General features: G+C 40.6%; 17 protein-coding genes. 9 read left to right on the top strand and 8 right to left on the bottom strand.

Going from position 1 to position 20,878, the window contains the following annotated elements:
- Positions 1-19 precede the first annotated feature (19 nt).
- From mnmE to rpmH, 5 genes are all read right to left on the bottom strand, one after another.
- A complete protein-coding gene (gene mnmE / locus DK207_RS13985) occupies positions 20-1,375 on the bottom strand; it encodes a tRNA uridine-5-carboxymethylaminomethyl(34) synthesis GTPase MnmE (protein WP_109441709.1) in 1,356 nt (451 codons plus the stop codon).
- Positions 1,376-1,466: 91 nt separating this feature from the next.
- Entirely contained in the window at positions 1,467-3,227 is a 1,761-nt protein-coding gene (gene yidC / locus DK207_RS13980; protein WP_109441708.1) for a membrane protein insertase YidC, read from the bottom strand.
- 2 nt (positions 3,228-3,229) lie between these two features.
- Positions 3,230-3,553: a membrane protein insertion efficiency factor YidD gene (gene yidD, locus DK207_RS13975; protein ID WP_005086077.1), complete on the bottom strand. Its 324-nt coding sequence runs from the start codon at positions 3,551-3,553 to the stop codon at positions 3,230-3,232.
- Positions 3,554-3,562: 9 nt separating this feature from the next.
- Positions 3,563-3,958: a ribonuclease P protein component gene (gene rnpA, locus DK207_RS13970; RefSeq protein WP_109441707.1), complete on the bottom strand. Its 396-nt coding sequence runs from the start codon at positions 3,956-3,958 to the stop codon at positions 3,563-3,565.
- A 27-nt stretch (positions 3,959-3,985) separates the two neighbouring features.
- A complete protein-coding gene (gene rpmH / locus DK207_RS13965) occupies positions 3,986-4,120 on the bottom strand; it encodes a 50S ribosomal protein L34 (protein ID WP_000831329.1) in 135 nt (44 codons plus the stop codon).
- A 671-nt stretch (positions 4,121-4,791) separates the two neighbouring features.
- On the opposite strand from rpmH, the gene dnaA reads away from it, so the two are divergent.
- The 4 genes from dnaA (at position 4,792) to gyrB (ending at position 11,087) form a co-directional block, all read left to right on the top strand.
- A complete protein-coding gene (dnaA, locus tag DK207_RS13960) occupies positions 4,792-6,186 on the top strand; it encodes a chromosomal replication initiator protein DnaA (protein ID WP_109441738.1) in 1,395 nt (464 codons plus the stop codon).
- A gap of 112 nt (positions 6,187-6,298) precedes the next feature.
- Complete coding sequence (dnaN, locus tag DK207_RS13955; protein WP_109441706.1) at positions 6,299-7,447, top strand: DNA polymerase III subunit beta; 1,149 nt, start codon at positions 6,299-6,301, stop codon at positions 7,445-7,447.
- A gap of 27 nt (positions 7,448-7,474) precedes the next feature.
- Positions 7,475-8,569, top strand: a complete 1,095-nt coding sequence (recF, locus tag DK207_RS13950; protein ID WP_109441705.1) for a DNA replication/repair protein RecF — start codon at positions 7,475-7,477, stop codon at positions 8,567-8,569.
- 49 nt (positions 8,570-8,618) lie between these two features.
- A complete protein-coding gene (gene gyrB / locus DK207_RS13945) occupies positions 8,619-11,087 on the top strand; it encodes a DNA topoisomerase (ATP-hydrolyzing) subunit B (protein WP_109441704.1) in 2,469 nt (822 codons plus the stop codon).
- Between the two features lie 83 nt (positions 11,088-11,170).
- On the opposite strand, the gene DK207_RS13940 is transcribed toward gyrB, so the two are convergent.
- Positions 11,171-11,728, bottom strand: coding sequence for a VTT domain-containing protein (locus DK207_RS13940; protein ID WP_109441703.1), 558 nt, complete (start codon positions 11,726-11,728; stop codon positions 11,171-11,173).
- Between the two features lie 332 nt (positions 11,729-12,060).
- Positions 12,061-13,989 (bottom strand): ribosomal protection-like ABC-F family protein, encoded by a 1,929-nt coding sequence (abc-f, locus tag DK207_RS13935; RefSeq protein ID WP_109441702.1) that lies wholly within the window; start codon positions 13,987-13,989, stop codon positions 12,061-12,063.
- Between the two features lie 229 nt (positions 13,990-14,218).
- Between abc-f and DK207_RS13930 the strand changes: the two genes are divergently transcribed.
- The 4 genes from DK207_RS13930 (at position 14,219) to erpA (ending at position 18,124) form a co-directional block, all read left to right on the top strand.
- A complete protein-coding gene (locus tag DK207_RS13930) occupies positions 14,219-15,220 on the top strand; it encodes a putative solute-binding protein (RefSeq protein WP_109441701.1) in 1,002 nt (333 codons plus the stop codon).
- Positions 15,221-15,361: 141 nt separating this feature from the next.
- Positions 15,362-16,372 carry a putative solute-binding protein gene (locus DK207_RS13925; RefSeq protein ID WP_109441700.1) on the top strand — a complete coding sequence of 337 codons (1,011 nt, stop codon included), beginning with the start codon at positions 15,362-15,364 and terminating at the stop codon, positions 16,370-16,372.
- 289 nt (positions 16,373-16,661) lie between these two features.
- Positions 16,662-17,666, top strand: a complete 1,005-nt coding sequence (locus tag DK207_RS13920; protein ID WP_109441699.1) for a putative solute-binding protein — start codon at positions 16,662-16,664, stop codon at positions 17,664-17,666.
- Positions 17,667-17,788: 122 nt separating this feature from the next.
- The gene (gene erpA, locus DK207_RS13915; protein ID WP_005086061.1) at positions 17,789-18,124 is read left to right on the top strand and encodes an iron-sulfur cluster insertion protein ErpA; all 336 of its coding nucleotides are present in this window, start codon (positions 17,789-17,791) and stop codon (positions 18,122-18,124) included.
- Between the two features lie 55 nt (positions 18,125-18,179).
- On the opposite strand, the gene DK207_RS13910 is transcribed toward erpA, so the two are convergent.
- Positions 18,180-19,313 (bottom strand): anhydro-N-acetylmuramic acid kinase, encoded by a 1,134-nt coding sequence (locus DK207_RS13910; protein WP_109441698.1) that lies wholly within the window; start codon positions 19,311-19,313, stop codon positions 18,180-18,182.
- Between the two features lie 61 nt (positions 19,314-19,374).
- On the opposite strand from DK207_RS13910, the gene tyrS reads away from it, so the two are divergent.
- Positions 19,375-20,607: a tyrosine--tRNA ligase gene (gene tyrS / locus DK207_RS13905; RefSeq protein ID WP_109441697.1), complete on the top strand. Its 1,233-nt coding sequence runs from the start codon at positions 19,375-19,377 to the stop codon at positions 20,605-20,607.
- The last annotated feature ends 271 nt before the right edge of the window (positions 20,608-20,878 follow it).

Raw genomic sequence — 20,878 nt, 5'->3', positions numbered from 1 at the left:
GAATAGCTAAAATTCTTGATCACTTCCCAATACAGAACGAACCAAAAATTTTTCCAAGCAGATCATCCGCACTAAAATCACCGGTGATTTCACCAAGGGCATTTTGTGCCAATCGCAATGACTCAGCAACCAGTTCACCTGCATTAAACACCACCAGTTGCTCACGTGCCTCTGCTAAATAGCGCTGAGTGCGCTTCATTGCGTCTAAATGACGTGTACGGGCAATAAAGGTATCTTCTTCGGGCTGGAAGCCTGCATGCGCTATAATCGCATCTATAAGCGCCTGAACCCCCATGTCCTGTTTAGCTGAAACACGAATATGGCGGAAGCCCTGATAATCTGTCATTTCTGCATGTTGACCTGTTAAATCACATTTATTGCCGATCAACAATAACCGTTTCGGTTCTAGATGATCTGCAAAATATTCATGGGCCAATTGCAACGGTTCATCACCTTGATTTAAGTCATAGACCAACAGTAATAAATCCGCTTGCTCAATCTCTTTGATCGCTCGGCGAATACCTTCACGTTCAACAACATCACCCGTTTCACGTAAACCCGCTGTATCCGTTAATGTAATCGGCAAGCCATTTAAACTGATTTTTTCATGCAAAACATCACGTGTGGTACCTGCAATATCAGTCACAATGGCACGTTCATGTCCTGCCAATGCGTTTAATAAGCTTGATTTGCCAGCATTCGGTTTACCTGCGATCACCACTTGCAAACCTTCACGTAACAATTGCCCCTGACGTGCTGATTGTTGTACCGCTTTAACTGAATCTTGTACATCATCCAACAACGCCAGAATTTTACCATCCGCCAAAAAATCAATTTCTTCTTCTGGAAAATCAATCGCTGCTTCCACATGCAAACGCAAGTGGATCAGTTTTTCTAAAACGGTATTAATTTTGGTTGAAAAAGCGCCTTGTAAAGAACGCACTGCCGAACGGGCTGCTGCCTGTGAAGTGGCATCAATCAAATCAGCAATCGCTTCCGCTTGAACCAAATCCATTTTGCCATTTTCAAAAGCGCGCATGGAGAACTCACCCGCCTTTGCAGCTGTCGCGCCTAAATCAAGTAAACGGGCCAACAATGCATTTTGAATGACTGGACCACCATGTCCTTGGATTTCCACCACATCCTCACCCGTGAACGAGTGGGGATTTGGAAAACATAAGATAATGCCTTCATCCATCACTGAATTATCCGCATCATAAAACTGGCGAAAAGCCGCCATTCTTGCAGTAGGTAGTTGTTTTTGTGTAAGTTCTTCGGCAATCATATAAGCCTTCGGTCCAGAGAGACGAATGACTCCCACACCTCCACGACCCAACGGTGTAGCAATCGCAGCAATTGTGGTTTGATGTTGCATATTATTCACTTCACAGCCCTAAAATTCAGCCAAATAAAAATCCGCTTAAGATTACCATCTTAAGCGGATTTATTCAGTAAAAGTTGGAGAATTAAGACGCTGACTCAACCTTGTTGAGACGATCTTTCTCTACACTCTTATTGATAAATGACTGTTGCAGAATCGTAATGGCGTTGTTGACGATCCAGTAAAGGACTAAACCTGCTGGGAAGAACAACATAAATACCGTAAAGATGATTGGCATCAAACGGAAAACTTTTGCCTGCATTGGATCAGTCGGTTGTGGATTTAGCATTTGCTGCACATACATGGTGACACCCATGAGTAACGGCAAAATAAACCAAGGATCCATCGCCGATAAATCTTGAATCCACAGCAACCAAGGTGCATGACGTAATTCCACACTTTCCATCAATACCCAATACAGGGCAAGGAAAATCGGCATTTGCAATAACAACGGTAAACAACCTGACAATGGATTCACTTGTTCACGCTTATACAATGCCATCATTTCTTGAGAGAAACGCATACGGTCATCGCCAAACTCTTCTTTCATGCGTTGCATTTCAGGTGCAATCACACGCATTTTTGCCATCGAGCGATAGCTTTTCGAAGAAAGTGGCCACAAAATCAGCTTCACTAAGATTGTCAAAAGAATAATTGACCAACCCCAGTTCCCTACGATGTTATGGAAAAATTGCAAGCCAAGGAATAATAGTTTTGCAATCGGCCATAACCAACCATAATCTACAGTTTGGTTTAAGCCTACAGCTAAATCTTTCAGTTCAGACTGAATTTTTGGACCTGAATAGAATTTCGCATCAACTTCCATCGACGTACCCGCAGGGACATTAATCGTCGGAGAGGTAAAGCCAATGATATTCATCTTGTCTGCAGACTGACGTGATTCTAATTTAGCGGTATATGGTTGACCATCCGCCTGCGTCAGTTTTAAGTTACCTGGAATCCATGCACTGACAAAATAGTGCTGAACCATCGCAACCCAAGCATTTTTCGCATCAAGATTTAACTTCTCATCAGAGAAATTAGAAAACTTGAGTTTATTGTAATGTGCATCAGGCGTACCCCATGCGCCACCCAAGAAGGTCCCTAGGGTAAAGATACCTTGGTCAGATTTACCTGGATCATCAGAATTATCACGTTTTAACTGACCAAACATCTGACCTTGCCAGTTTTGCTGACTGCGGTTAACGACTTGGTGTTTTACCGTAATTGGATATTCACCTTGAGTGAAAGTGAAAGTTTTAATCACTTCCACACCTTCAGGTGTTTTAAAGACCAATGGAACGGTCAAAACTTGACTGGTTGCGCCATCTGTAGTCGCCATTTTTTTGGCATCTTCCATGGTATATGTTGTTTTTTCAACATCATACGTAGGACGACCGTTACGGCTGCTATCTGGTCCATTTAATCCGATTAAACCTGACTGAGCGACGTAAGTACGGTTCGCATCATTTTCCAGCATAACAAATGGTTGATCACCATTTTTGCTTTTATCATGGCTCAATAACTCAATACGAACAATGTCACCACCTTTTGGATTGATCCAAAGATGATAAAGGTCGGTTTGTACTGAAATCAGTTGCTGATTCACAGAGGTAGTTTCTGTGGCTTGTTGTGATGCAGTCACATTTGCTTGTGGCAAGTCTGAAGCCGCTGTTGCATTTTGAGCATTTGGCAAATCTGCAGATACATCATGTGCACTTACCACTGCCGCTTGTTGTTGCGGAGCGGGTGCAGCATGACCATAATCTTTTTGCCAAGCCAAAATAAGCAAATATGCGGTAACAAACATGGCTCCAAGAATTGCAAATCTGGCCCATTGTTGCATAACTAATATCCCAAATGATTAGAGAAATTTTGCTTACATAAACGATCACGAAAGGGTACAGCAACGTGATGCATTTGAGAATCTATTTGATGAAACGAAATAAAACGAACTGCTTTAGGTGGCACTGGATCGTAACCAGATCCTCCCCAAGGATGACATCGACAAACGCGTTTAGTTGATAGCCAAACTCCTTTAACTGCTCCATGCGTCTGTAAAGCTTCTATAGCATATTGAGAACAAGTTGGAATATAGCGGCAACGAGGCCCCAATAATGGACTTATTGCGATTTGGTAGCATCTTATCAACCAATGCAGAATACGTACCATTGGAGATCTCTAATTTTGGAGGGAAGTGGCAACGACTTTGGAATGCTTTTTTGCTAAACGTTGTAATTTTTGCCAAGCAAAATCTAATTGTTGATGTAATTCTTGATTTGAAATTGCGTCAATACCAACTTTAGGCATTACCACAATATCAATATCAGCATTAAATTGTGCTTGATGTAAACGAAAGCTCTCACGAGCAAGACGTTTTACCCGATTTCGTTCATGCGCACGACGCACCTTTTTTTTAGCAACGACAATACCCAAACGGCTATTTGGCTGTTCGGTTAATTTTGCTAAAAAAAGGAAATGGGGCTGATGCACTTTAAAAAGCGCACCATCAAATACACTTTTGTAATCTGCAGCACAACGAATACGAAATTCAGTGCCAAAACTGTAAAGTGCCATCACCCAAATCTGGTCAGCTTAACAGTATTAAACAGTTAAGCTATGACGACCTTTCGCACGACGACGAGCTAAAACTTGACGACCAGCTTTAGTTGCCATACGAGCACGGAAACCATGAACGCGTTTACGCTTTAATTCAGATGGTTGGAAAGTACGTTTCATATCGAAACTCCCAAAATGATCTTTCTATAAAGGTCCGCGATTTTATTGTGCAATGTTTACGCTGTCAATCAAAAATCAAAAACTTTACATATTATCTTGTGCTTTTTCTTGCCTATGAAGGAAATGCATCTTTCTATTCCATTATTGAAAACAAAAAACATACACAAGCTATCTATTTAAATTATATCAGGAATAAGATATATTCACAGCCTATCCATAGAGTTACCCACAACAAAGCAAATGTTTTAAATTTATTCTTTGGATTTTGAATTTAAATTTCGATATGCTCAGTTATCCACACTAGGGTTGCGATTTATAAATAAATTCAAATTTTAAAATTTAAATTTATTACTATTAGGGTGGATATTTTCTGTGGAGAACCACATATTTTTATAATTAAACATGTAGTTATCTTGTGGGTAACTCTGTTTTTATTGATTTTACAGATTGTGGATAACTTAGTGGTTAAAACTATCCACAGGATGTGCTAAAAGTTATTCACAAGTGCTTTGAATTTAAATTTAATTCACGGATGCTTTCTTTTTCATCGAAAGTGACTGAAATTTTCCTGACAGATGTGGATAACTTGGTTAGAATGGCGACCCCTTCGAAATGGAAGGGTAGAGATTTTTTGTTTTTTAAATTTAAAAATGGATAAATAGGGGATGCACATGCTCTGGACAGACTGCTTAACTCGCTTGCGACAAGAGCTATCTGATAACGTCTTTGCGATGTGGATTCGTCCTTTGGTTGCTGAAGAAGTTGATGATGTGATGCGTTTATACGCACCTAATCCCTATTGGACGCGTTATATCCAAGATAATCATCTTGAGTTGATTTCTATTTTGGCTGAGCAATTATCGGAAGGCCGCGTGCGCCAAGTCGAGATTTTGGTCGATTCGCGTCCTGGTACCATTTTATCGAGTAGTGAACAACCTGCGACAACAACCGCTGCTTTGAATACCAACACCCCGATTCCGACAAAAATCAAGAAAGAGGCTGATTTGGTACAGCCAAGTCAAAATGCCAACAAGATTCCTAAGAAAAAACAGTTAAATCCATTATTTACCTTTTCACTATTTGTTGAAGGTCGCTCTAACCAAATGGCAGCAGAAACCTGCCGTAAAGTTTTAACGCAATTGGGTGCTTCTCAACATAATCCATTATTTTTATATGGACCCACTGGTTTGGGTAAAACACATCTCATGCAAGCTGTGGGGAATGCTTTATTACAAGCCAAACCGAATGCTCGTGTGATGTATATGACTTCTGAAAGTTTTGTCCAAGACTTTGTGAGTTCATTGCAAAAAGGAAAAGTTGAAGAATTTAAAAAGAATTGTCGCTCTTTAGATTTATTATTGGTCGATGATATTCATTTATTGGCAGGTAAAGAAGCAAGTCTGGTCGAGTTCTTCTATACGTTTAACGCTCTGTTAGATGAATCCAAGCAAATTATTTTAACTTCAGATCGTTATCCAAAAGAGTTAACTGAACTTGACCCTCGTCTTGTTTCTCGTTTTTCTTGGGGACTATCGGTCGGTGTTGAACCCCCTGATATTGAAACTCGTATCGAAATTTTACTTAAAAAAGCCGAAAATAGCGGTGTGGATTTACCTCGGAACTGTGCATTATTCATTGCTCAACAAGTGGTTGCCAATGTACGTGAACTTGAAGGTGCATTAAATAAAGTCGTAGCGATCTCTCGTTTTAAAGGGACTGCAATCGATTTAGATGTAGTGCGAGAATCCTTAAAAGATGTTTTGGCGATTCGTGCGCGGACCATTAGTGTGGAAAATATCCAGCGAGTGGTCAGTGAATATTTCCGTATTCCATTAAAAGAATTGATTGGACCTAAGCGTACGCGTATTTATGCACGACCACGTCAATTGGCGATGGGATTGGCGCGTGAGCTGACAGGGGATAGTTTCCCTGAGATTGGGATGGCTTTTGGCGGTCGCGATCACAGTACCGTCATGCATGCATGCGAAAAAGTTGTAAGTTTGCGCGAAGAAGATCCAATTTTTAATGAAGACTATAAAAATCTACTGCGCTTGTTACAAAGTTAGTTTTGGTTGTTAATACAACTGACTTTATTTTCGTAGTTGCAAACTACTTTTAAGTGCAGCATAGTACACTGCTAAGATTCATAATCAGCTTCCGTTGTAAGAGGAATAAACCGTGCGTTTGAAAATCGCTAAAGAAAGTTTAGTCAATGTTTTATCTCATGTTGTGGGGGCTGTAGAACGCCGTCATACATTGAATATTCTTTCCAATGTCAAAATTCAAACTACTCCGCATGCGTTAACCATTACGGGGTCTGATTTGGAAGTTGAGTTGGTGGCAAGTACAAATTTAGCCGAAGGTGCGTGTTTAGAGCCGGGTGAAACAACTGTTCCAGCACGTAAATTGGTCGAAATTTGTAAATCTTTACCTACAGCAGCCTTGATTGATCTTCAAATTACGGAAGATCAGCGCTGTATTTTAAAATCAGGAAATAGTCGTTTTGTCTTAGGTACATTGCCTGCTGAAGATTATCCTTTGCTCACCACTGAAAATAGTCAGGGGACACAAGTTCAAGTGACCCAACGTGAGCTAAAACGCTTATTTGAAAAAACAGCGTTTGCCATGGCGGTTCAGGATGTGCGTTTTTATCTCACGGGTACTTTGTTGGAAATTGATCAAAATCAATTACGTACCGTAACAACTGACGGGCACCGTTTGGCATTGTGTGAAGTTCTCGCTTCTTCGACCGCCTCCGCGCCAATGCAAGCAATTGTGCCACGCAAAGCCGTTGGTGAATTACAACGTTTGCTGAGTATCGAAGATGAACAATTGACTTTGTTGATTGGCCGTGAATTGTTAAATGTGACCATCAACACGCCGAGCCGAGACAAAGAACAGAGCGACATCACGGTGCGTTTTACCACGAAACTGATCGATGGCAAGTTCCCAGACTATCGTCGTGTGATTCCAAAAGGTGGCGATAAGCACGTTCTCATCGCGCACGACGTGTTTAAACAATCCTTACAACGTGTGGCGATTTTGAGTAATGAAAAATTGCGTGGTGTTTTCTTAAACTTCAATCAAGATTCATTGCAATTACGCGCCAATAACCCAGAACAAGATGAAGCCGTTGAAGATTTAGCAATCCAATATCAAGATGCGCCTTTAGAGATGTCTTTTAATGCTCAATATATTTTGGATGTATTGAGTGTTCTTGATGGGGATGATGTAAGAATGAGCATGACTGAAGCCAATCAATCGGTGCTTGTGCAAGATCCTGCCCATCCTGATCAAACTTATGTTGTGATGCCAATGCGTGTTTAACCAGCATTGATCATTTGAGTTTAAAGCATGCAAATTACGCGTTTAAATATCGAGCGTGTACGAAATTTAAAAGCGGTTGCACTCACTGAGTTGCAACCGTTTAATATTTTTTACGGAGCCAATGGTTCTGGAAAAACTTCAATTCTGGAATCCATCCATTTATTGGCCACTGGTCGTTCATTTCGCACTCATATTCCAAAGCATTACATTCAGTATGAGGCTGAAGACGCGATTGTCTTTGCCCAATCAGGTCATGAACGGATGGGGATGCGAAAACTAGCTTCTGGTGAGCAATTGATTAAAATCAATGGTGATACCATCGCAACACAGGGGCAGTTAGCCAAGCGACTGCCATTGCAGCATATTGATCCACAAAGTACTGATATTATTGATCAAGGTGCCAAGCCAAGGCGACAGTTATTAGATTGGTTAATGTTCCACGTGGAACCTGAGTTCTACTTTGCTTGGCAATATTATTCTCGTGCACTTAAACAACGTAATAGTTTGCTGAAAACACGGCGTAATTTGGCATTGTCTGATTTAGAGCCATGGAACAAAATGCTCAGCGATTATGGTGAAATTTTACATTCTCAGCGGGTCAGTATTTTAGAGCAATGGAATGTGTTTTTTCAGGATGATTTAAAGCAACTTTTGCCTGATATTGAAATTGAACTGGACTACCATGCGGGTTTCCATACCGAACAAGGGCTATTGCAAGATTTAGAGCAACAGCATCAAAAAGATTTGGATCGGCGCTATACCGAGTATGGACCTCATCGTGCAGATTTGCGTTTAAAAGTGAGGGGAGATGGCTTACGTAGCGATGCGGCACATGTGTTATCACGTGGACAAAAAAAGTTGTTAATCATGGCATTAAAACTGTCACAAATTGCAATGCTACATGCGAGTAATAAGGAAACTGTGGTATTATTAGATGATCTGACAGCAGAGTTAGATGTAGCTGCACAACAACGTTTAATGGAGCGATTGAGTCAATTAGGAAGTCAGGTTTTTATGACCACCTTAGACCATACGTCGGTATTAAAACACTTACATGATTTGTCGATTTCTTTTCAATTGTTCCACGTTGTTCACGGTCAAGTCAGTCCTGCTGCGCCATAATTTTATTTCCTCATCTTTGGATAGATTAGATATTTACTAGGGAGTAACCATGAGTTCAGAGTCTCAATCAGTCTCTCAAACAGAACAAACAAATGAAAAGGCTTATGATTCCTCTAGTATTAAAGTATTACGTGGATTAGACGCGGTTCGTAAACGTCCTGGCATGTACATCGGGGATACTGATGACGGTACAGGTTTACATCACATGGTGTTTGAGGTGGTGGACAACGCCATCGATGAAGCATTAGCAGGCCACTGTGATGAAATTTTAGTCACGATTCATGAAGATGAATCTGTGAGTGTTTCGGATAATGGTCGTGGTATTCCAACCGATATTCACCCTGAAGAAGGGGTTTCTGCCGCAGAGGTAATTCTTACGATTCTGCACGCAGGCGGTAAGTTTGATGACAATAGTTATAAAGTCTCAGGTGGCTTGCATGGTGTAGGTGTTTCAGTTGTAAATGCTTTATCAAGTAAATTGCAACTTACGATCCATCGTGCAGGTCAAGAACACCAGCAAGAATATCATCATGGTGATCCGCAATACCCATTACGTGTAATTGGTGAAACTGATCGTACGGGTACGATTGTGCGTTTTTGGCCAAGTGCTGAAACCTTTAGCCAAACCATTTTCAATGTTGATATTTTAGCACGTCGATTACGTGAGTTATCTTTCTTGAATGCAGGCGTCCGTATTGTATTACGTGATGAACGTGTCAATCTTGAAAATGTCTATGATTATGAAGGTGGTTTATCCGAGTTCGTTAAGTACATCAACGAAGGTAAAACACATCTCAACGAAATCTTTCATTTCACTACCGATGCGGATAATGGCATTAGTGTGGAAGTGGCATTGCAATGGAATGATAGCTATCAAGAAAATGTTCGTTGTTTTACCAACAACATTCCACAAAAAGATGGTGGTACGCATTTAGCGGGTTTCCGTGCAGCATTGACCCGTGGCTTAAATAGCTACATGGAAAATGAGAACCTACTCAAAAAAGAAAAAGTCGCGGTGTCTGGTGATGATGCCCGTGAAGGCTTGACTGCGATTATCTCTGTTAAAGTGCCTGATCCTAAATTCTCTTCACAAACCAAAGAAAAGTTGGTGTCGAGTGAAGTGAAACCTGCAGTTGAGCAGGCCATGAACAAAGAGTTTTCTGCCTATTTGTTAGAAAACCCACAAGCGGCTAAATCGATCGCTGGTAAAATTATTGATGCGGCCCGTGCGCGTGATGCCGCACGTAAAGCCCGCGAAATGACACGTCGTAAGAGTGCTCTGGATATCGCAGGTTTACCAGGTAAGTTGGCAGACTGTCAGGAAAAAGATCCTGCTTTATCTGAACTGTACTTGGTCGAGGGTGACTCGGCGGGTGGAAGTGCCAAGCAAGGTCGTAACCGTAAAATGCAGGCGATTTTACCGCTGAAAGGTAAGATCCTGAACGTTGAGCGTGCGCGCTTTGACAAGATGATTTCCAGTCAAGAAGTGGGAACTTTAATTACCGCTTTGGGCTGTGGTATCGGGCGTGAAGAATACAATCCAGACAAATTACGTTATCACAAAATCATTATCATGACCGATGCGGACGTGGATGGTTCACATATTCGTACTTTGTTATTGACCTTCTTCTTCCGTCAAATGCCTGAGTTGGTTGAGCGCGGTTATATCTATATTGCTCAACCTCCGTTGTATAAATTGAAAAAAGGCAAGCAAGAGCAGTATCTCCAAGATAATGAAGCGCTTGAAACTTTCCTGATTTCAAATGCAATTGATGAGTTGGCTTTACATATTAGCGCAGATGCACCTGCAATCAGTGGGGAGGCATTGGCGAGTGTGATCTCAGATTATCAAGTCTCACAAAAAAGCTTACAACGCTTAACACAACGTTATCCAGCAAGTTTGCTCGATGGTCTACTTGAGTTGGATGCTTTTAAAGCGGATCACAATCACGAACGTGATTATGTAGAAGCATGGTCAGAGCAATTGCGTTCAGCGATTGAAACATTGCAACCAAGCCTCCGCCCTGAAATCAGTTTAGAAGCATTCGAGCGTGAAAATGCGCAAGGTGAGAAATCAGCGCATTACTGGCCACGCGTGACCGTGTATGTGCACAACTTGCCGCATTCGTATCTATTGGATGCGGGTTTGTTAAACTCTGCGGAATATGCACGATTGCTTAAAAACTCGAAGAGCTGGTTTAAATTACTTGAAGAAGGGGCTTATCTGCAAAAAGGTGAACGTCGTATTCAAGTGGGTAGTTTCCATCAGGTTTGGCAACATATTTTGCAAGATTCACGCCGTGGCATGATGATCCAACGCTATAAAGGTTTGGGTGAGATGAATGCTGAGCAACTTTGGGAAACCACGATGGATCCTGAAAACCGTAATATGTTGCAAGTGACGATTGATGATGCGATTGAAGCAGATCGTATGTTCTCATGTCTCATGGGCGATGATGTTGAACCTCGCCGTGCATTTATTGAAGAAAATGCCCTTAATGCAGATATTGATGCATAAATATTTGATGTGAAAAAAAAGACGATGCCTTGGTGCATCGTCTTTTTTATTGTGGATAAGGTTTCACGTGGAACACTAAAAGATTAACTGTCTACCAAATCACTGACTTGAATAATGGCATGACCAAATAAATAACCGGCAGTGACTAAAACACTGATCCACAAGAGCGCGCCTAGAATGTTGTAAAGCACAAAGTGAGTATAATTCATATTGCTTGAACCCGCTGCTAGCGGTGCAAATGAGCGTGCAAAAGGGATAAAACGGGCAAGGAGGATGGTTTTTCCACCATGCTTTAAGAAGAATACATTGGTTTTTTGTAGGTATTCTTGTTTGATGAAGCGAGATTCTGTGTTAAATATTCGATCACCAAAATGGCGACCAATATGGAAATTCACCATGTAGCCCAATGCTGCAGCGAAAAAAAGCAGAATAATCATATAACCCAGATGCATAATCTCAACGACTGAACACAATGCACCAACAGCAAGTAATAGACTATCACCTGGTAAGAAGAACATGAAAACAAAAGCAGTTTCAGAAAAAATAATCAAAAAAAGAATAGCGTAAATCCATAAACCATATTCTTGAACTAGGATTGGAAGGAAATGCTCGAAATTAAAAATAAAGTCTAAAGAGTTCATTCAGTTTGTAGTGTCCCAAATAACGTACGCAGCAAATTGCAGTACAAAAAATATTAAATGAATCTAACCCTCAAGATTCATTCGTAGGTAATAACATTACAATAATGGGGCTTGAGTATATCTAGCCTGAAGCCAAAGCTCAATTTTTTGAGTAAATTCAAATTTCAATTTTGATTAAAAAGCGAGATAAAAGAATAACATTATTCAATACAGCTTTATGTTACGAGGAAGTGACTTAGAGCCGGAGAGCAGTATAAAAGCAGGTTTTACCATCTATACCTATAAAAGATCCATATATCGCCAGATGGTAAATATATGGATCTTTTTCCGGGTTAATCAGAAAATGATGCCTCTAATTCTTCTAGCTCCATCATTAAGGTGAGCAATTGTTCTTCATATTGCTCTAGTTTATTTTTCAACTCATTTTGTTCATTCATAAGCTTGATTAAATCATCTTTGCGATGGGCTTCATACAAAGCACTATCTGCCAATGAATGTTCAATCTCAACTAAGCGAGGTTGAACCTTCTCGATTTGCCCTTCAACTTTTTCAATATTTTTACGGAGTGGACGAGTGACTTCACGACGTCGTGCAGCCTCTTTACGTTGTGCTTCCTTATCAACTTTTACTGCGCTTACTTGATTGTTGATCGTTTGTTGTTGTAATGCATTTTGTGCATTAATTTGTTGCTGACGTGCTTCACGCAACCATTTGGCATAGTCTTGGAGATCACCATCAAATTCAGTACAACGACCTGCATGTACTAATAGCAACTCATCACAAACGCTGGCAATAAGTTGGCGTTCATGTGAAACCAATACCACCGCGCCTTCAAAATCTTGTAATGCCATACTGAGTGCATGACGCATATCTAAATCTAAATGGTTGGTTGGTTCATCCAGAATTAGAACATTTGGACGTTGCCAAACGATGAGGGCTAAAGCTAAGCGCGCACGTTCGCCCCCAGAGAAGCTTTCACATGGTGTATCCATACGTTCGCCACTAAAGCCAAAACCGCCCAGAAAAGCACGCAATGAGGCTTCACTGATTTGTTTATCCGCGATACGAGCGAGTTGTAACATTGGACTGGCATTGGCATCCAAGGCATCCATTTGATGCTGTGCAAAGTATCCGATATTGAGTAACTCTGATGCTTTACGTTCACCAGACAATAACGCTAAATCACCCACTAAGGTTTTGATGAGCGTTGATTTACCAGCCCCATTCATCCCCAATAACCCAATACGTGAGCTAGGTGTGATTTGCAAACGAATTTTTTCAGCAATGATTTTATCGTTGTAGCCAATACTTGCTGCATCCAAGCTCAACAGCGGAGAACTCATTTTGGTAGGTTCTCGGAAGCTAAATGTAAAGGGTGTATCAACATGTGCTGGAGCGAGTTGCTGCATTCGCTCAAGTTGTTTAATTCGGCTTTGTGCTTGACGTGCTTTAGTGGCTTTGGCTTTAAATCGATCAATAAATTTTTGTAAATGTGCACGTGTTTCTTGCTGTTTCTCAAAAGCTTGCTGCTGCTGAGCTAAACGTTCACTACGGGTGGTTTCAAAAGTTGAATAATTACCGGTATAAAGTGTTAGCTCTTGGTTCTCGATGTGAAGAATATGATCGGTAATTGCATCAAGGAAGTCACGGTCATGGGAAATAAGAACCAATGTTCCTTCATAAGCTTTTAACCAATCTTCTAACCACAAGATGGCATCTAAGTCCAAATGGTTGGTGGGTTCGTCTAATAGCAACAGATCTGAGCGACTCATCAACGTACGCGCCAAGTTTAAACGCATACGCCAACCCCCAGAGAAGCTAGCGACATTCAAGCTTAATTGATGATCTAAAAAGCCTAAACCTGCCATTAACTGAGCAGCTTTTGCAGGAGCAACATAGCCATGAATTTCATCAAAACGGCCATGTAGTTTGGCTAAATCATCATTACTCAATTGATCAGGATGAGCCAAACTATCTTTGATAGACCAGTATTCCTCATCGCCTGACAAGACAAAATCAAGTGCTGGCATTTCCAACGCCTTAATTTCTTGTGCCATGTGAGCAACTGTCCAAACCGCAGGACGAACTAAATTACCTTCGTCTGCCATTAAATCGCCTAAAAACGCTGCAAATAAGGTCGATTTACCAGCGCCATTTACGCCCGTTAAACCGATTTTCCAACCTGGATGAAGTTGCATAGAGGCTTTTTGAAATAGAACTCGGCCACCACGGCGTAATGAAACTTGGTCAAACTGGATCATGGGTATGCAGCATAGCGAATAGATAGCAGCATTTTAAGGGCTCTACTTGTGAATGCAAATTTTTCTACAGCAATCAAAAAACAGCTTTTAAAAAGTGTGACGAATATGATTAAAACTGATAATAATCCGATGTATGTATATAAAAATACTGTTAATTTGATCAAAATTTGACTATATTGATTTTGCAGTGAAGGAAAAACATGCAGAACAGTACAGAAGGGAAAACAAGATGAAAAAAGGACTTTGGTTATTGGGGGCTGCGGCTTTATTTGCGATGAGCTCACAAGTACAAGCAAAACAAAAAGTTTGTGTATTTGATTTATTGGGGAGAGCGGGTGAGTCTTATAAGCTTCTTGAAGAATGGCGCCTTTCTGCGCAAACCTGGAAAGCAAATGTTGAATTGATTCCTTATCAGGATGAAGAAAAAGCAGAACGCGATTTTGACCAAGGGCGCTGTGATGCAGTATATATGACCTCTATGCGTGCGCGAAAATATAATAAATTTGCAGGTTCAATTGATGCTGTAGGCGCAGTGACCAGTAACGCAATTGCACAAAAAGCGATTTCATTTGTGCTCGATAAACGTAATCAACATCGTTTAATAGCAAATTTCAATGGTGAGAAATTTGAAGTTGCAGGGATTATTCAAGTCGGTTTGGCCTATATTTTCGTACGTGATAAAAACCTTAATACCATTGAAAAGGCCAAAGGCAAAAAATTCGCATATTTACATTATGATCAAGCGCAAAAAGCAATTGTAGAAAGTATTGATCTAGTGGCAGTGCCATCCAATATTTCAGATTTCGTGCAAAAATTTAACCGTGGACAAGTAGACGCTATTGCTGCGCCTGCCTATGCCTATAAACCTTTAGAAATTAACAAAGGTTTAGCAAATGGAGCTTTGTTTAATTTTCCAGTCGTGAACATCACAGGAGATTTGATTATTCGCCCAGAAAAGTTTCCTACCTCTTTTGGTGCTCAATCGCGTCAGTGGTTCATTGGAAAACTCCCAAGTAACTTTGCGATGGTACAACGCTTAGAAGCAGGTATGGATGCAGCGCGTATCAATTTATCGAATGAAGACAAAGTTCGTTATCAAAAAATGTTACGTGAAGGACGGATGAATTTAACCAAAGATGGCGTTTATGATGCGACCATGATGAACGTACTCAAACGTGCGCGCTGTACGGTTGAACGAACCAATTTTGAGTGTTCTTTAAGCGGTGAATAAGCAATATATTGGTTAAAAATTGACAAAATGTAGCAATATTGACACAAAAAATAGAGTACTAGCTCTATTTTTTTCCACAAAACATGATTAATATTTGCCTTGTACAAGGAGACAGACATAAGTTTGTAGAAGGAAGAAAAAATGAAAAAAATTGCATTCGCTGCGATCACCGCATCTATCGTTGGTTTTTCTGCGTCAGCTCAAGCAAACAAAGTAGACGTATGTGTATTTGACTTATTAGGTAAATCTGGTGAGTCATTCAAAATGATGCAGGATTGGGCATTGGCTGCTAAGGGTTGGGGCGCTGATGTAAACTTGGTTGCATTGACTGATGAAGCTGTTGCAGATAATAACTTCAAAGCTGGTAAGTGTGATGCTGTTGCGATGACTTCGATGCGCGCTCGTCCATACAATAAGTTTGCGGGTTCGATTGATTCGTTAGGTGGTGTAACGAGTAATGAAATTGCGCAACGTGCGATTACCTTTGTTTTAGATGGTCGTAATGCTGCTAAAATGACCACCAACTTAGGAAATAACAAATACGAAATTGCTGGTATTGCACCTTTAGGTTCTGCGTATATTTTTGTACGTGACAAGAATATTAATTCAATTGAAAAAGCTGCAGGTAAGAAATTTGCTGTACTTGGCTATGATGATGCACAAAAAATCATGGTTCAACGTGTAGGCGCACAAGCAGTACTTTCAGATATTTCTAACTTTGCTGCTAAGTTCAATAATGGTCAGGTAGATATGGTGGGCGCGCCTGCTTATGCTTATAAGCCATTAGAATTAAGCAAAGGTTTAGGTACAAATGGTGCGATGTTTAATTTCCCTGTATTGCACGTAACTGCAGACTTAGTGATCCGCCCTGAAAAATTCCCAGCAGGTTTTGGTCAAAAGTCACGTGATTGGCATGTGAAACAATTGCCAAAAGCATTTGCAATGATCAAGCGTTTAGAAGCTGAAATTCCTGCAAAATACAGAATGGATTTAAGTGCTGAAGACAAACTTAAATATCAAAAATTATTACGTGAAGGTCGTATGGATTTGACCAAGCGTGGTATCTATGATGCAAGCATGATGTCAGTTCTGAAAAAAGCACGCTGTTCAGTTGATAAAGCAAACTTTGAATGTGCATTACCTGGTGAATAATCCGGAATTGCAAAAAAGTATACTTAAAGCCTAGATTTATCTAGGCTTTTTGTTTTTTTGATTATGTCATTAAGGTCATTGTCTTAATGACATAATCACGTAATCATAGAGCTATAAAAATCAGATGAAATCGTGATGATTTAAAAATATGTTTGATCAGGATGATGAAAACAAGACCGAATTTAAACATATATTCATTTGAAAGCTTTTATCAGATGAACTTCATTTGTTCTTCTAAAACTTAAAGTTATGCAACAACACTCAAACTAGATGCAAAGGAAAAAATAACATGCAATGGTTTAAAACAATTTTACTTGCGTCAAGCATCGCCACTGTTTCTGCCGCTACACAAGCAAAGCAAACTCTTTGTGTGTTTGACTTAGTAGGTCGAAATGGTGATGTCTATGCTTTAATGAAGGACTATCAGATTGCTGCTAAATCATGGGGTGCGGACATTGAGTTACGTGTGGGACAAAATGAAGCCGTACTTGCAGAAGATTTTAAAGCTGGCAAATGTGATGCTGTCAGTATCACAGGGATGCGTGGTCGTCAGTTTAACCAGTTTACAGGATCACTCGACGCGATCGGTGCGATTACCGACCTAAAATTTGCAGTCAAAGTCATGCAAGGCTTAGCTAGTCCAACTTTTGCTAAAGCAATGGTGAATGGTCAATATGAAGTGGTAGGTGTTATTCCAGTGGGTGATGCTTACTTGATGGTCAATGATCGTAATATTAATACGGTAGCGAAAGCTGCAGGCAAGAAAATCGCCGTACTGGATTACGATGATGCTCAGAAAATTATGGCAGCTCAAGTAGGCGCACAAGCGGTAAGCTCAGATGTGACTAACTTTGGGGCAAAATTTAACAATGGCCAAGTTGATATTATCGGTGCGCCAGCTGCTGCATTCAAACCGCTAGAATTACATAAAGGTTTGGGAACCAAGGGCGCGATTGTAAATTATCCAATTTTGCAAGTAACAGGAAATATTATTATCCGTTCTGATAAATTCCCAGCAGGTTACGGGCAAAAATCCAGACAATGGGTAAGTTCGCAATTACCACGGGCCTTTGATATTTTAGGCAAAATGAAAGCAGATATTCCACAAAAGTATTGGATGGAAATCCCTGCTTCTGACAAGCCTGGTTATCAAAAATTAATGCGTGAGGCACGTATTGATTTAACCAAACGTGGCATCTACGATAAACGTATGATGAAGTTATTATGGCAATTCCGTTGCCGTGAGGATGCCAAGAATTTCGAGTGCGCTTTACAGGACGAAAATTACAAATAATCTTTTGAAAAAGTCTGTAACGACACTTTAAAAGTTCAAAGACCGACCCGATATTAGGTATGCTATACTAAATATCGGGTCTTTTTATTTATGAAAGACGTATTGAAGTCTGAGGAACATCCATGACCGCCCAAGCTCTCGAATTGTCAGATAATGCTGCTAAAAAAGTTCGCCAACTGCGCGAAAGTGAAGGTAATAATGACCTAATGCTACGTGTTTATGTCACGGGGGGAGGTTGTTCAGGATTTTCTTACGGTTTTAATTTTGCTGAAACAGTCAATGAAGATGATGCAGAATTTAGCAATGGTGATGTCAAAGTTTTGGTTGACTCTCTAAGCTATCAATACTTGGTGGGTTCAGTGGTTGATTATCTTGAAGGACTGGAAGGTTCACGTTTTGTGGTGCAAAACCCGAATGCCACAACTACTTGCGGTTGTGGTTCATCGTTTTCAATCTAAAATAGATGTGTTAAAAAGCCTCTCGATGAAAAAGTCTGAGAGGCTTTTTTTATGTTTAGACCGCCGTAATTGTTCCTAAAATACGATCACCAGATGCGCCTGTAACGGTAGGTAAATTACCACTTAGTTGCTGAGTAAAACGCATCGCCAACCAAGCAAATGCTGTTGCTTCTACCCATGTTGGTGCTAAACCCAAAACATCCGTAGTTTGGACTGACCAGTTATGTTTACGTAAACGCCAGCGCAATTGTTCTAACAAATGAGAATTATAAGCGCCACCACCACAGACATACACTTCACCAGTTGGCATTAAATCCTTACTTCGATAAATAGCCTTTTTAATGGCACGTGTGGTGAGCTTCATGAGAGTGGCTTGCACATTCTCTGGAGTATCTTCCAGTTCCTCATAGTCCAGATCATTACGCCAATCACTGATTTGATCATCGAGCCACTCTAGATTAAAGTCTTCGCGCCCCGTGCTTTTAGGCGGTTCTTTAGCAAAAAACTCATGGTTTTGTAAGCGATCTAAAAGTGAACGAATAGGTTGACCATACGCTGCCCAATCACCGTTCTCATCGTAAGGATTTCCAGTATGACGTTGGCACCAAGCATCCATAAGAATATTGGCTGGGCCAGTATCGAAACCATAAACGGCTTGTGGATTGTCAGCAGGCAACATACTCACATTGGCAATCCCACCTAGATTGAGAATTACACGGTGAATGCTGTCATGTTGGAACAATGCTTGGTGGAAGGCCGGAACCAAAGGTGCACCTTGCCCACCAGCCGCCATATCACGACGACGGAAATCTGAAATGACAGGAAGTTGAGTAATTTCAGTAATAATGTTCGGATCGCCAATTTGTAAGGTAAAACCATATTCAGGGCGATGGCGAATAGTTTGCCCATGTGAACCGATCGCTTTGATTTGTGATCGGTCTAAATTGTTCTTTTCAATCAGCTGATTGATACCATGCCCAATCATTTGTGCCAAAGCGACATCAGCTTTGCCCATCCGATCAATTTCATTATCGTCTGGTAGCGTTAAAGCCATTAACTCATCACGTAATTCTGGATCAAATGGGACTGTGAGTGTCGCGTGCAAAGTTAAAGGTTCGAATGAAGTTGCAACAATATCAACACCATCCATGCTCGTGCCAGTCATTACACCAATATAGATTGCGCTCATAAACAACTTCCCCTGCAAGATGCTGAAAAAATGTTAGTATATCGCACAAATTGAATAACTGATGTGTTTAGGTTTTGTGATGTCAAATTTCTTGCCCGCCGAAGAACAGCTTGCTCTCATCCAACGAGGCACGCATGAGATTATTTCTGAAGAAGATTTATTGAAAAAACTCAAAGAGAATCGTCCACTCCGTGTAAAAGCTGGCTTTGACCCAACGGCCCCTGATTTACACTTAGGACATACGGTTCTGATTAATAAATTAAAAACCTTCCAAGATTTAGGGCATGAAGTCACGTTCTTGATTGGTGACTATACTGCAATGATTGGTGACCCAACAGGTAAAAGCGCAACGCGTCCGCCGTTGTCACAAGAGCAAGTAATTGCCAATGCGAAGACCTATCAGGAACAAGTTTTTAAAATCCTTGATCCAAATAAAACCAAAGTCCGTTTTAACTCAGAATGGTTTAATCAAAGAACAGCTGCTGATTTGATTCAATTGGCGAGTCAACAAACCGTATCGCGTATGTTGGAGCGTGATGACTTTACCAAGCGCTATAACAACCATCAGCCGATTGCGATTCACGAATTCCTCTATCCATTGGTTCAAGGTTATGACTCAATTGCGCTTGAGGCAGATGTTGAGTTAGGGGGTACGGACCAGACTTTTAACTTGTTAATGGGTCGTACTTTACAAAGTCGTTATGGGCAAGAATCACAAGTGTGCATCACGGTGCCAATTCTTGAAGGTTTAGATGGCGTCAATAAAATGTCTAAATCTTTAGGCAACTATATTGGCGTGTTCGACACCCCAGGTGCGATGTATCAAAAAATCCTGTCGATGCCAGATAGTCTGATTGAGCGTTATTTTGACTTACTTAGCTTTAAGTCATTAGACGAAATCAAAGTTCTACTTGATGAGATGGCTGCGGGCCGCAATCCACAAGAAATCAAACGTATCTTAGCGCTTGAGCTAGTTGAGCGTTTCCATGACGCAGAAGCAGCAGAGAATGCACATAAGAGTGCAGGAAACCGTGTAACTGAAGGTGAAGTGCCAGAAGATACCCCTGAAGTGACCATTTCTCGTGCTGAATTTGGTGGCGAATTATTTATTGCAACTATTTTACGTGTTGCGGGCTTAAACCCGAATGCAGCTGCTGCAAAAGATGCGGTAGGTCGTGGTGCGGTTAAAGTTGATTGGAATGTGGTCGATATGAGCTACTCTGTCAAAGAAAATGTCACTTTAATCATTCAGTCAGGCAAAAAAGCGATTGCACGAGTGACTTTCACTGACTAAATCAAAAATAAAAATAATAAAAAGCAGGCCCAGAGCCTGCTTTTTATACGTAAATAGATGATAAAAACAACGAAAACATCAGTTTTGTAGAAAAAAGAACCATGCGAAAGGAAATAATAAGAAATGGGGTTGTGTTGGATATGAAATGCTGTAGAATGCACATCCATCGGCGGTGATGCAGATAAAAACTTGTTGATAAACAAGGATTTGGCTTTAGTGGTTGGATTTTTGGTTTGATTGATAAGTTTTAAAAATATCTAAATTACCTGTT

It is taken from the genome of Acinetobacter haemolyticus, assembly GCF_900406815.1.
In the GTDB taxonomy this organism is placed as follows: Bacteria; Pseudomonadota; Gammaproteobacteria; order Pseudomonadales; family Moraxellaceae; genus Acinetobacter; species Acinetobacter haemolyticus_A.
Note: the sequence above shows the minus strand (reverse complement) of the source record. Positions and strands in the feature narration are given on the sequence as shown.

Excerpts from the sequence above, each read along its gene's own strand:
- mnmE (WP_109441709.1), bottom strand. The coding sequence starts at position 1,375 with ATGCAACATCAAACCACAATTGCTGCGATTGCTACACCGTTGGGTCGT.
- yidC (WP_109441708.1), bottom strand. The coding sequence starts at position 3,227 with ATGCAACAATGGGCCAGATTTGCAATTCTTGGAGCCATGTTTGTTACC.
- yidD (WP_005086077.1), bottom strand. The coding sequence starts at position 3,553 with ATGGTACGTATTCTGCATTGGTTGATAAGATGCTACCAAATCGCAATA.
- rnpA (WP_109441707.1), bottom strand. The coding sequence starts at position 3,958 with ATGGCACTTTACAGTTTTGGCACTGAATTTCGTATTCGTTGTGCTGCA.
- rpmH (WP_000831329.1), bottom strand. The coding sequence starts at position 4,120 with ATGAAACGTACTTTCCAACCATCTGAATTAAAGCGTAAACGCGTTCAT.
- dnaA (WP_109441738.1), top strand. The coding sequence starts at position 4,792 with ATGCTCTGGACAGACTGCTTAACTCGCTTGCGACAAGAGCTATCTGAT.
- recF (WP_109441705.1), top strand. The coding sequence starts at position 7,475 with ATGCAAATTACGCGTTTAAATATCGAGCGTGTACGAAATTTAAAAGCG.
- gyrB (WP_109441704.1), top strand. The coding sequence starts at position 8,619 with ATGAGTTCAGAGTCTCAATCAGTCTCTCAAACAGAACAAACAAATGAA.
- DK207_RS13940 (WP_109441703.1), bottom strand. The coding sequence starts at position 11,728 with ATGAACTCTTTAGACTTTATTTTTAATTTCGAGCATTTCCTTCCAATC.
- abc-f (WP_109441702.1), bottom strand. The coding sequence starts at position 13,989 with ATGATCCAGTTTGACCAAGTTTCATTACGCCGTGGTGGCCGAGTTCTA.
- DK207_RS13930 (WP_109441701.1), top strand. The coding sequence starts at position 14,219 with ATGAAAAAAGGACTTTGGTTATTGGGGGCTGCGGCTTTATTTGCGATG.
- DK207_RS13925 (WP_109441700.1), top strand. The coding sequence starts at position 15,362 with ATGAAAAAAATTGCATTCGCTGCGATCACCGCATCTATCGTTGGTTTT.
- DK207_RS13920 (WP_109441699.1), top strand. The coding sequence starts at position 16,662 with ATGCAATGGTTTAAAACAATTTTACTTGCGTCAAGCATCGCCACTGTT.
- erpA (WP_005086061.1), top strand. The coding sequence starts at position 17,789 with ATGACCGCCCAAGCTCTCGAATTGTCAGATAATGCTGCTAAAAAAGTT.
- DK207_RS13910 (WP_109441698.1), bottom strand. The coding sequence starts at position 19,313 with ATGAGCGCAATCTATATTGGTGTAATGACTGGCACGAGCATGGATGGT.
- tyrS (WP_109441697.1), top strand. The coding sequence starts at position 19,375 with ATGTGTTTAGGTTTTGTGATGTCAAATTTCTTGCCCGCCGAAGAACAG.